The organism is Mesorhizobium sp. LNHC221B00, assembly GCF_000502935.1.
GTDB lineage: Bacteria > Pseudomonadota > Alphaproteobacteria > Rhizobiales > Rhizobiaceae > Mesorhizobium > Mesorhizobium opportunistum.
In genome coordinates, this window is record NZ_AYWR01000016.1 from 109754 (window position 1) to 119744 (window position 9991).

Annotated in this window: 13 protein-coding genes and 1 riboswitch; of the genes, 9 read left to right on the plus strand and 4 right to left on the minus strand. The window is 63.6% G+C overall.

The window, feature by feature from the left end:
* Positions 1 to 142 precede the first annotated feature (142 nt).
* Positions 143 to 341: riboswitch (cobalamin riboswitch) on the plus strand.
* A 35-nt stretch (positions 342 to 376) separates the two neighbouring features.
* From X741_RS145955 to cobO, 4 genes are read left to right on the plus strand one after another with little or no spacing between them, the layout of a single operon-like run.
* Positions 377 to 556, plus strand: a complete 180-nt coding sequence (locus tag X741_RS145955; RefSeq protein ID WP_023779202.1) for a CbtB domain-containing protein — start codon at positions 377 to 379, stop codon at positions 554 to 556.
* A gap of 15 nt (positions 557 to 571) precedes the next feature.
* Positions 572 to 1372 carry a CbtA family protein gene (locus X741_RS145950; RefSeq protein ID WP_023779203.1) on the plus strand — a complete coding sequence of 267 codons (801 nt, stop codon included), beginning with the start codon at positions 572 to 574 and terminating at the stop codon, positions 1370 to 1372.
* Positions 1365 to 1880 carry a bifunctional adenosylcobinamide kinase/adenosylcobinamide-phosphate guanylyltransferase gene (gene cobU, locus X741_RS145945; RefSeq protein ID WP_023779204.1) on the plus strand — a complete coding sequence of 172 codons (516 nt, stop codon included), beginning with the start codon at positions 1365 to 1367 and terminating at the stop codon, positions 1878 to 1880. The genes X741_RS145950 and cobU overlap by 8 nt, the downstream gene beginning before the upstream one ends.
* A 1-nt stretch (position 1881) precedes the next feature.
* Complete coding sequence (gene cobO / locus X741_RS145940; RefSeq protein ID WP_023763345.1) at positions 1882 to 2511, plus strand: cob(I)yrinic acid a,c-diamide adenosyltransferase; 630 nt, start codon at positions 1882 to 1884, stop codon at positions 2509 to 2511.
* Between the two features lie 122 nt (positions 2512 to 2633).
* Here the strand turns inward: cobO and cbiB are convergent, their stop codons facing one another.
* Complete coding sequence (gene cbiB, locus X741_RS145935) at positions 2634 to 3602, minus strand: adenosylcobinamide-phosphate synthase CbiB (protein ID WP_023779205.1); 969 nt, start codon at positions 3600 to 3602, stop codon at positions 2634 to 2636.
* On the opposite strand from cbiB, the gene cobD reads away from it, so the two are divergent.
* Entirely contained in the window at positions 3601 to 4647 is a 1047-nt protein-coding gene (cobD, locus tag X741_RS145930) for a threonine-phosphate decarboxylase CobD (RefSeq protein WP_023779206.1), read from the plus strand. The two genes, cbiB and cobD, sit on opposite strands and share 2 nt — an antisense overlap.
* Complete coding sequence (locus X741_RS145925; protein ID WP_023779207.1) at positions 4644 to 5153, plus strand: tyrosine phosphatase family protein; 510 nt, start codon at positions 4644 to 4646, stop codon at positions 5151 to 5153. Before cobD ends, X741_RS145925 begins: the two co-directional genes overlap by 4 nt.
* A gap of 103 nt (positions 5154 to 5256) precedes the next feature.
* Here X741_RS145925 and X741_RS145920 read toward each other — a convergent pair whose 3' ends face one another.
* From X741_RS145920 to X741_RS145910, 3 genes are all read right to left on the minus strand, one after another.
* Positions 5257 to 5511, minus strand: a complete 255-nt coding sequence (locus X741_RS145920; protein ID WP_023779208.1) for a type II toxin-antitoxin system ParD family antitoxin — start codon at positions 5509 to 5511, stop codon at positions 5257 to 5259.
* Positions 5512 to 5590: 79 nt separating this feature from the next.
* Positions 5591 to 6394, minus strand: coding sequence for a creatininase family protein (locus X741_RS145915; RefSeq protein WP_023779209.1), 804 nt, complete (start codon positions 6392 to 6394; stop codon positions 5591 to 5593).
* A gap of 55 nt (positions 6395 to 6449) precedes the next feature.
* Positions 6450 to 6833, minus strand: coding sequence for a RidA family protein (locus X741_RS145910; protein WP_023779210.1), 384 nt, complete (start codon positions 6831 to 6833; stop codon positions 6450 to 6452).
* Between the two features lie 266 nt (positions 6834 to 7099).
* Between X741_RS145910 and X741_RS145905 the strand changes: the two genes are divergently transcribed.
* The 3 genes from X741_RS145905 to X741_RS145895 are packed head-to-tail and all read left to right on the plus strand — an operon-like array spanning position 7100 to position 9774.
* Positions 7100 to 8104 carry an ABC transporter substrate-binding protein gene (locus tag X741_RS145905; protein ID WP_023779211.1) on the plus strand — a complete coding sequence of 335 codons (1005 nt, stop codon included), beginning with the start codon at positions 7100 to 7102 and terminating at the stop codon, positions 8102 to 8104.
* Between the two features lie 13 nt (positions 8105 to 8117).
* Positions 8118 to 8942 carry an ABC transporter ATP-binding protein gene (locus tag X741_RS145900; RefSeq protein ID WP_023779212.1) on the plus strand — a complete coding sequence of 275 codons (825 nt, stop codon included), beginning with the start codon at positions 8118 to 8120 and terminating at the stop codon, positions 8940 to 8942.
* On the plus strand, positions 8929 to 9774 hold the full coding sequence (locus X741_RS145895; protein WP_023779213.1) for an ABC transporter permease: 846 nt from the start codon (positions 8929 to 8931) through the stop codon (positions 9772 to 9774). Before X741_RS145900 ends, X741_RS145895 begins: the two co-directional genes overlap by 14 nt.
* The last annotated feature ends 217 nt before the right edge of the window (positions 9775 to 9991 follow it).

Genomic DNA, 9991 nt, shown 5'->3' on the forward strand with positions numbered 1-9991 from the left:
GCTGGCTTCCTGTGAAGTGGCCAGCCGACACCCGGCCGGGATAATTGTCAATTGTAGTGCCGAGAACGGCCGATGCCGCCGGCATGGCGCAATCGCGCTGGTTGCCGGCGGAATTTGGTTTGCCGCGTGTCGTGATTTTCCGTATAGTCACGCTGTCGTCGGTTCCGTTTTGGAGCCAAGAGGGAATGCGGTGCGGGCTCAATTGTTGCCCAATGCCGTGGCTGCCCCCGCAACTGTGTGCGGTAGTCCTCTCCATATGCCACTGAAGATTTTTCTTCGGGAAGGTGGAGAAGGGCGCTGATCCGCGAGCCAGGAGACCTGCCGGCGACAGGAAACTGACTTCGATGCCCTCGGGTGGAGGGTGAAAGGACAAGACATGAATACTGCTTCCGTCTCCCTCGGCGCCTCGGTCTCCTCGCAGTCGCGCTTCATGCAGCTCGCGCTAGCCGCGCTGCTCGGCATCTTCGTCGTCGGCTTTGTCGGCTTCTCGCATATCGATGCGGTCCACAATGCCGCCCACGACTATCGTCATTCGATGGGGTTTCCCTGCCACTGACGAGGATTTGACATCATGAACCTGTTTCGCAACGTCGTGTTCATCGCGGCGATCGCAGGGCTTGTGGCCGGCGTCGTTCTCGCCTGCATGCAGGCCTATGCCACCGTGCCGCTTATCCTCAAGGCCGAAGTCTACGAGCAGGCCGGTGGCGGCCACCATCATGACCAGGCCGCGCCCATTGCCGCGGATACCAATGCCATGAGCACCGCCGCACCGGCGGGGCATGCCATGAGCTCCGCCGCGCCGGCGCCGGCCGAAGCCGCCGCTCCGGCGGAAGACGAAGGCTGGGCGCCGGCCGATGGTTTCGAGCGTTTCGGCTTCAGCGTGCTTGCCAACATCGTCACCGGCATCGGCTTCGCGCTGGTCCTGGTCGCGGTCTCGGAATTCGCGGGCGGCATCGGCAATTGGCGCCAGGGTGTGTTCTGGGGCCTGGCAGGGTTTGCCGTGTTCACGCTGGCACCTGGCCTCGGCCTGCCGCCGGAACTGCCGGCGATGCCGGCGGCCGAGTTGCTGCCGCGCCAGATTTGGTGGGTCTCGACGGTGGCGGCCACGGCGATCGGTCTTGGGCTGATCGCCTTCCGCAAATCGCTGCCGCTCGCGATCCTTGGCGTGGCTTTGATCGTCGCCCCGCATATTGTCGGCGCGCCGCAGCCAGACAGTTTCGAGACGCCGATTCCCGAGGGCCTGCACCACCAATTCGTGGTGGCGGTGACCGTGACCGATCTGGTGTTCTGGCTGGTGCTCGGCGCGGTCGTCGGCGTGGTGCGCGGCCGTTTCACCGGCACCGCGACCAGCCTGCGCGACAGCTTTGCCTGATCGCGGCAAGCTGACTTTCATCATTGGTGGCGCGCGCTCCGGCAAGAGCGCGCACGCCGAGACCCTGGCGACGGCGTTGCCCTCGCCATGGACCTATATCGCCACTGCCGATGCCTTTGACGACGAGATGCGCGAGCGCATCGCGCTGCACCGCTCGCGCCGCGGCGAGGGCTGGTCGACCATCGATGCGCCGCTGGACCTCGCTGGTGCGATCGAGGCCTTGCCGGACAATCAGCCGGTGCTCGTCGACTGCCTCACCCTGTGGCTGACCAATCACATGCTTGGCGAACGTGATCTCGAGCAGGAATGCCAGCGGCTGGCGGCCGTGCTGTCGCGGCCGCGCGGGCCCTGGTTCGTGGTGTCCAACGAAGTCGGGCAAGGCATCGTGCCGGACAATGCCCTGGCACGTCGGTTCCGCGATGCCGCCGGCCGGCTCAACCAGCAGGTCGCGGCGATTGCCGATACGGTGCTTTTGATGGTGGCCGGGCTGCCGCTCAAGGTGAAGTGAGATGACTGATATAGACGGCAAGGCCAGTGAGAACAGGGATGAAGAGCGCCACCGCGCCAAGATGGCCAAGCGCAAGGCGGTGCAGGACGCCGAGGTTGCGAGCAAGACGGTCGAGAAGGGCCTGCTGATCGTCAACACCGGCCCCGGCAAGGGCAAGACCACGGCTGCGTTCGGCCTGGCGCTGCGGATGCTCGGCTATGGCAAGCGGGTCGGCGTCGTCCAGTTCATCAAGGGCAAATGGCACACCGGTGAGAAAGATGCGTTTGCCGCGTTCGGCGACCGGGTCGTCTGGCACGCGATGGGCGAGGGTTTCACCTGGGAGACGCAGGATTTGAAGCGCGATATCGCGGCGGCCGAGGCCGCCTGGGCCAAGGCGCTTGAATTGATCGCCGATCCGTCGATCAGTCTCGTCGTGCTCGACGAGCTCAACATCGCGCTGCGCTACGATTATCTAGATCTCGACAAAGTGGTTGCCGCGCTGAAGGCTCGTCGCGAGGACCTGCATGTCGTCGTCACCGGTCGCAACGCCAAGCCGGCGCTGGTCGAGGCCGCCGATTTGGTCACCGAGATGGGCGTGACCAAGCACCATTTTTCCGCGGGCGTGAAGGCGCAGCAGGGGATCGAGTTCTGACCGTTCCTTACCCTCCCTCTTGTGGGGAGGGTCGATCCGCGAAGCGGAGCGGGGTGGGNGCCTTGGCGCCGCCCCCACCCCGTCGCTGGGCGCCGACCCTCCCCACAAGGGGGAGGGTGAGATCACGCCACAATTGCGCTCGCGGAGATCAAACCAAACAGCCCTATCAGCAGATAATCGGCGACGCGGTAGAGTTTCAGCGCTCGCCTGATGTCCAGACTGTCGGCTTCGCGGCGGCCGCCTTCGCCCATGAAGACGTCGTCGACCAGCACGCCGCCATAGCTGCGCGGGCCGGCGAGTGCCAGGCCAAGTGCGCCGGCCATCGCCGCTTCCGGCCAGCCAGCATTGGGCGAGCGGTGCTTTTTTGCGTCACGCCGCACTGCTTGCCAAGCATTGTTCGGATCGGCTTCGTTGACCAGGAAAGCCGCCAGCACGATCAGCAGAGCCGTCAGCCGCGACGCCGGCAGGTTGATCCAGTCGTCGAAACGTGCGGCGGCCCAGCCGAAGGCTTCGTGACGGGGGGTGTGGTGGCCGATCATCGAATCGGCGGTGTTGGCGGCCTTGTAGGCGGCGGCGCCGGCGAGCCCGCCGATGCCGGTCCAGAAGGCGGGGGCGACGATGCCGTCGGAAAAATTCTCGGCCAGGCTCTCGATCGCCGCACGGCAGACACCGGCCCTGTCCAGAGTTTCTGGATCGCGGCCGACGATGCGAGAGACGGCGACGCGGCCCATGGCGAGACCGCCTGAGTCCAGCGCATCGGCGACGGCCTCGACATGTTCGTAAAGGCTCTTCTGCGACAGGAACGATGTCGCCAGGAGCGCGGTGACGAACAGCCCTAGTGGAACGAACCAGAGCAGGACCTGCACGCAGAGCCCGATCACGGCCGGCACCAGCACGATAACCAGCAGCGCCTGGACACCGCGTTGACGACGCAGCGCGTCGGGATCAGTAGCGCGGTTGAGCCTTAGGTCGAGAAAGGATATCAGCCTGCCGAACCATGTCACTGGATGACCGATGGCGCGAAACAGCCAGTCCGGATAGCCCAGAAAAAATTCGATGACCAATGACAGGAAAGCGATCAGGACTGACATGAAGCTTCTTGATGGAGCGGTGGACCATGGTGGAAGTCTTGGCCGGGCGAGGGTGCTTTTCCCCAACGCCGTACTGCCTTTCGTCGACCTCTCGACCGGTATCAATCCGCACTCCTACCCGCTTTTCGATCTGCCCGCCACCTCGCTGTCGCGATTGCCGGAGGCAGCGCGCGGGCGCGAACTGACAGCGATCGCGGCCGGCACTTACGGCGCGCCGTCGCCAGCCCATGTCGTGGCGGCACCGGGCACGCAGATCCTGCTGCCGCGCGTCGCGGCGCTGGTCAGGCCCGGCAAGGCTTTTGTGCTGGGACCGACCTACGCCGAACATGCCCGCGCAGCAGCGATCGCCGGGCATCGGGTGAGCGAAGTCAGCGATTTTGCGACGCTGGCCGAAGCTGACCTTGCCATCATCGTCAATCCGAACAACCCGGACGGGCGCATCATCGAGCGCGACCGGTTGCTGGCGTTGGCAGTGCAATTGCGCGCCAAGGGCGGGCTGCTGGTCATCGACGAGGCGTTCATGGATGTCGGCCCGCGCGAACACAGTCTTGCCGGCGATGTCGAACAGGGTGGCATCGTCGTCTTGCGCTCGTTCGGCAAGTTCTTTGGCCTGGCTGGCCTGCGGCTCGGGTTTGCGCTTTCCGATATGCCGACGGTGGAATTGCTGGAGACGCAATTCGGACCATGGGCCGTCGCCGGCCCGGCGCTGGAATACGGCATTCGCGCGCTTGCCGATATCCGCTGGCAGGCGGGTATGAGAGCTTCCCTCATGGAGGCATCCGCGCGGCTGGACGCCCTGTTCGGCCGCTTCGGCGTTGCCGTCGCCGGCGGCACCACGCTGTTTCGCTATTTCAGCCTGGCGGATGCCGCCGGACTGTTTTCGGCACTTGGCGAGCGCGGCATCCTGCTTCGGCATTTCTCCGACCGGCCGCATGTCCTGCGCGCCGGCCTGCCGGGAAGCGAGGAAGAGTGGCAGCGGCTCGAATCGGCTCTTGCCGGCTGGGCGATGCGGCGCGACGATGGCGTCAGGGAGATCGCGCGATGATCCATGTCTGTTCGCTGGCGAAGATCGAGGAAACGGTGGCCAGGACCGGCGCCGGTCGCATGCTGTCCTTGCTGACGGTGGGGACCGAGGTTGTTCGGCCGTCCTCGATATCGCGGGAAAACCATCTGCATCTGGTCATGCACGACATCGCGGTGGCGCAGGACGGCATGACCATGCCAGGCGAGGAGCATGTGCGCAGCCTGCTCGATTTCGCGCGCCGCTGGGACCGGGCAAAGCCGATCGTGGTGCATTGCTATGCCGGCATCAGCCGCTCGACGGCGTCTGCGTATATCATCGCCGCCGCACTGGCGCCGAAACGCGACGAGGCCGAACTGGCGCAGACGCTGCGTGCCCTGTCGCCCTCGGCCACACCAAACCCGCGGCTGATCGCGGTGGCCGATATGCTGCTTGGCCGCAATGGCCGCATGATCGAGGCGATCGAATCGATCGGGCGCGGTGCGGATGCGTTCGAGGGCACGCCATTCGCGCTGAAGATCGACAGCTAGCTATGCCCGTGTATCGTTGTTGGATTAGCACCAAACAGGCGCATCCCTTGCTCGGCAATATCGACGATGTCCTCTTCCGCGGCTAAAGAAAGGCGAAATCCCATTACCCGTTGCCGGGTGACTTCTCAGCGCGTTTGACCGCCTCGGTAAAAAGCGCGTCCCTGGATCGATTGCCGATGCCACTCTTCAAGCCATCATCGACAAAGCGCTGCATGGCGGCAATCTTATCGTTGCGCTCCTGATCCCGACGGATCAAATCGCGCACATAGTCGCTCGCGTTGGCGTAGCGGCCCGTTTCGGTTTGCGCCTCAACCCAATCCTTCATCGGATCGGGCAATGATACGTTCATTGTTGCCATGTCGGCCTCCATATTCCGTCGAGTATGATCCGTTTTGGCAAAGTTTGTCAAAATCTGATGCGCGGGAATCTCTTCGAAGCTATTTCAGCCACTCGGCCAACTTCGCCTTGCGCACATCCCTGAGCAGGCTGATGAAGCCATCGGCCTGATATTCAGCCGTCAGCCGGCCTTTCTCCGCCGTTGCGATGCTGGCGTCGCCGACCACACCGTTCGGGTTGAGATCACTGGCGATCCAGGCGAAGGCGTGGGTGCCGGTGTGACGCAGCAGCGAAAACTCCTGCTCGGCCTTGGCGACGTTGGAGACGAAATTGTCGGCCTTGCCCATGTCGACGAGATCCGGCCGGAAATGCAGCATCAGCGAGGTCTCGACATCGCCGCCATGAATGCCGTGGCGATCCTCGAGCTCGGTGTACATGCCGGCCGGGCGGCCAAATCGCTGCCAGCTGGTCTTCACCGCCAGCATCTTCTCGCGCACACGCAATTCGCGCGTGATGATGCCCATGATCTCTTCATTGCCGCCATGCGAGTTGACGACGATGAGCTTGCGCACGCCGGCGCGCGCGATCGACAGGCCAAGCTCGGTCCAAGCCTCGACCAGCGTCGTTGCCGGCAGGGTAAGAGTACCCGGCGCGTGCAGATGCTCGTTCGACTTGCCCATCGCCTGGACCGGCAGTATGCGGATGTCGAGATCGCCGGGCAGGCGCGAAATGACGGTGTCCAGCATGCCGTTCATGATCGAGGTGTCGGTCGACACAGGCAGATGCGGTCCATGCTGCTCGATCGCCGCCACGGGCAGCACTGCGATGGTCGCCTCGGGATCGATCGAAGCGTATTCGGTGGTCCGGTAGTCGCCCCACCACACGCGTCTTTTTGCAACGGTCATGTCATGCCTCTTCGATGAACCGGCCAGACCTAGCGCGAGATGGGCGGCCTGTCGATCACCCGGCCGCGATGGCTTCGATCTCGACCTTGAATTCGGGCCGCGCGAATCCGCTGACGATCATTAGCGTCGAGGCCGGCGCCGGGCTGGAAAACAGCCGGTCGCGGACGTCCATATAGGGCCGCAGATGCGCGCGGTCGGTGACATAGGCGTTGATGCGCACGATATCCCCAAGTCCAAGCCCCGCCTCGCCGAGGATCGCCGCGATGTTGCGGAAGCAGAGCTCGGCCTGGGCGGCGGCGTCTTCGGGTATCTGGTCATCCGCCGTGATCGCAACCTGGCCCGAGCACAGCACCAGCCGCTTGCCAGGGGGCACCTCGACGCCGTGGCTGTAGCGGGCAAAGGGCGGCTTGATCGACTTCGGGGTGAGGAATTTGAACATGGCAATCTCCTGGATACCGCCAGCGTAAGGCGGGATGCATTGCAGCATCAAGATGGCGGTGCATGTTGCCGGTGCGATTGTGGACAGGCGTTCAAAAAATAGGCACGATGCCTCCGGTGCAGCACGACCTTTCCGGCTTTCGCAGATGGCTGTGGTGCAGGCGGGCGGGTCCCGGCGCGTGACGCCGGTGGCATGTGTCTTGCTTCTTGAATCTTTGGTGTCGAGCCTGGCGCGTGTCGCGCCGGAGCAAACAAAGGGTGGTGTCGATGTACGCAAAACAGAAGATCTCGGTGGCGGTGGTGGCCTTGCTTGCCGCCGGCACGCTTGGGGCGGCGGCGAATGAAAAAGTCACCTTCGGCACCAACTGGTTGGCCGAGCCGGAACATGGCGGCTACTATCAGGCCGTGGCGGACGGCACCTATGCCGCCTGCGGCCTCGACGTCACCATCATGCAGGGCGGCCCGCAGGTCAGCGGCCGGCCGATGCTGCTGGCCGGCAAGATCGATTTCTACATGGGCGGCAACCTGCTGTCGGCCTTCGATGCCGTCCAGCAGGGCATTCCGATGCGCGTGGTGGCCGCAGACTTCCAGAAAGACCCGCAGGTCATCATGTCCCATCCTGGCGAGGGGCTCGACAAATGGGAGGATCTGAAGAACGCCGACCAGTACATCCTGGGCGACGAAGGCGTGCAGACCTTCTTCCAGTGGATGGTCACGGCGCTCGGCTTCGACGCCGCCAAGCGCGCGCCTTATACCTACAACACCGCTCCGTTCCTGGCCAACAAGAAGTCGATCCAGCAGGGCTATGTCACGTCGGAACCGTTCGCGGTCAAGAAGGAAGGCGGCTTCGTGCCGAACCAGTTCCTGCTCGCCGACTATGGCTGGGATACGTATTCGACGACGATCGAGGTGATGCAGGACACGATCGACAAGAAGCCGGAGGTGGTCCAGTGCTTCGTCGATGGCTCGGCCAAGGGCTGGTACAAATATCTCTACGGCGACAACAAGGCCGCCAACGACATGATCAAGAAAGACAATCCTGACATGAGCGACGAGCAGATTGCATTCTCGATCGAACAGATGAAAAAGTTCGGCCTTGCCGATTCGGGCGACACCGAGAAGCTCGGCATCGGTGCCATGACCGACGCGCGGATCAAGAGTTTTTACGACAAGATGGTCAAGGCCAAGGTCACGCCCGACGGCATCGACATCACGAAGGCCTATACGCTGGCCTTCGCCAACAAGGGCGTCGGGCTCGAGCTGAAGAAATAGGCCGGTCCCGGCAATGATAAAGGAAAAGGTGGCGCAAGCGCCGGCCTTGGTCACCGCTCCGACCTTGCTGGCGCTGCGTGGCGTCGGCAAGGTCTTTTCCAACGGCGTGACTGCGTTGAGCGATGTCGACCTGACGATCCGGGAAGGCGATTTCCTCAGCCTGCTCGGACCGTCCGGCTGCGGCAAGTCGACGGCTCTGCGGCTGATCGCCGGCCTGTCGACGCCAACTTCCGGCGTGCTCGATTGGCGCGGCGGCGGCTCGCTCGACCGCGCCAACATCGGCTTCGTCTTCCAGGAGCCGACATTGCTGCCCTGGGCCAGCGTCTTCGACAATGTCTGGCTGCCGCTCAGGCTGAAAGGCATTTCCCGCGCCAAGGCGGCGCCGACGATAACGGAGATGCTGGCGCGGGTGCACCTGACCGGCTTCGAGGACGCGGTGCCGCGCGAATTGTCGGGCGGCATGAAGATGCGCGTCTCGATCGCGCGGGCAATGGTGACCAAGCCGCGCGTGCTTTTGATGGACGAGCCGTTCGCCGCGCTCGACGAGATCACGCGTTTCAAGCTCAACAACGACCTCCTGGAGCTGTGGCAGGACGAACGCTTCACCGTCGTCTTCGTCACCCACAGCGTTTTCGAAAGCGTGTTTCTTTCCAACCGGGTCGTCGTCATGGCGGCACGTCCGGGCAGGGTGTTCGACGAACTCGCCATCGATGCCTCCTATCCGCGCGACGAGGTGTTTCGGACCTCTCCAGACTACGCTGCTTTGTGCCGACAAGCATCCGATGTGCTGGTCAATGCCATCAATTCAACAGCAGGCGCGCATCATGACGGCCATTGACGAACTCAAACTCGATCCCGAGGAGGCGCGGCGCGTGCGCCAGGAGCGGCTCGAGCGGATCGGCCGCTGGGTGCTGCCGCTGGCGATCATGATCCTGGCGATTTGGCTGTGGGACCGCATCTGCGTCTGGAACGGTATCCCGCAATATATCCTGCCGCGTCCCGGCGTGGTGCTGTGGACGCTCTATAGCGATGCCGGCCTCCTGTTCTCGTCGCTGCTGGTCACCTTGCGCATCACCTTCCTCAGCCTGGCATTGGCCGTTATCGGCGGCGTCGGCCTGTCGGTGCTGTTCGCGCAGTCGAAATGGGTCGAGATGTCGTTCTTCCCGTTCGCCATCGTGCTGCAGGTGACGCCGATCGTGGCGATCTTTCCGCTGATCAACATCTACGTGAACAACCAGACGACCAAGCTTCTGCTGTGTGCCTGGATCGTCGCCTTCTTCCCGATCCTGTCCAACACAACGCTCGGCCTCAACTCCGTCGACCGCAATCTGCGCGACCTGTTCAAGCTCAACGGCGCGACGCGCTGGCAGCAATTGCGCTATCTCAGGCTGCCGGCGGCGATGCCGTATTTCCTCGGCGGGCTGAAGATCGCCGGCGGCCTGTCACTGATCGGCGCCGTGGTGGCCGAGTTCGTCGCCGGCGCCACCGGCCAGTCGTCGGGACTTGCCTCGCGCATCATCGAGGCTGGCTACCGGCTCAACGCGCCACGGCTGTTCGCGGCGCTGTTCCTGATCTCGCTGACCGGCATCCTGATCTTCCTCGTGCTGTCGCTGATTTCGCATCTCATCTTGCGGCGCTGGCACGAAAGCGCGCTGAAGCAGGAGCGCTAGGGTGTGTGACGTGATTGATATGTTGGTGCGAGGCGCCCCCCTCTGTCCTGCCGGACATCTCCCCCTCAAGTGGGGAGATTGGCCGCTGTCACGATCTTCGCCAATCTCCAACATTGAAAAAAATGAGCCGGCGCGGACGCTGCCAATCTCCCCCCTTGAGGGTAGGGCTATCGCATATGAGTAAAGAGGCTGAGCAGGTCTTGATCGGCCCATCGTG

Bases quoted from the DNA above. Each gene is read 5' to 3' on its own strand.
- X741_RS145955 (WP_023779202.1), top strand. From the start codon at position 377: ATGAATACTGCTTCCGTCTCCCTCGGCGCCTCGGTCTCCTCGCAGTCG.
- X741_RS145950 (WP_023779203.1), top strand. From the start codon at position 572: ATGAACCTGTTTCGCAACGTCGTGTTCATCGCGGCGATCGCAGGGCTT.
- cobO (WP_023763345.1), top strand. From the start codon at position 1,882: ATGACTGATATAGACGGCAAGGCCAGTGAGAACAGGGATGAAGAGCGC.
- cobD (WP_023779206.1), top strand. From the start codon at position 3,601: ATGAAGCTTCTTGATGGAGCGGTGGACCATGGTGGAAGTCTTGGCCGG.
- cbiB (WP_023779205.1), bottom strand. From the start codon at position 3,602: ATGTCAGTCCTGATCGCTTTCCTGTCATTGGTCATCGAATTTTTTCTG.
- X741_RS145925 (WP_023779207.1), top strand. From the start codon at position 4,644: ATGATCCATGTCTGTTCGCTGGCGAAGATCGAGGAAACGGTGGCCAGG.
- X741_RS145920 (WP_023779208.1), bottom strand. From the start codon at position 5,511: ATGGCAACAATGAACGTATCATTGCCCGATCCGATGAAGGATTGGGTT.
- X741_RS145915 (WP_023779209.1), bottom strand. From the start codon at position 6,394: ATGACCGTTGCAAAAAGACGCGTGTGGTGGGGCGACTACCGGACCACC.
- X741_RS145910 (WP_023779210.1), bottom strand. From the start codon at position 6,833: ATGTTCAAATTCCTCACCCCGAAGTCGATCAAGCCGCCCTTTGCCCGC.
- X741_RS145905 (WP_023779211.1), top strand. From the start codon at position 7,100: ATGTACGCAAAACAGAAGATCTCGGTGGCGGTGGTGGCCTTGCTTGCC.
- X741_RS145900 (WP_023779212.1), top strand. From the start codon at position 8,118: ATGATAAAGGAAAAGGTGGCGCAAGCGCCGGCCTTGGTCACCGCTCCG.
- X741_RS145895 (WP_023779213.1), top strand. From the start codon at position 8,929: ATGACGGCCATTGACGAACTCAAACTCGATCCCGAGGAGGCGCGGCGC.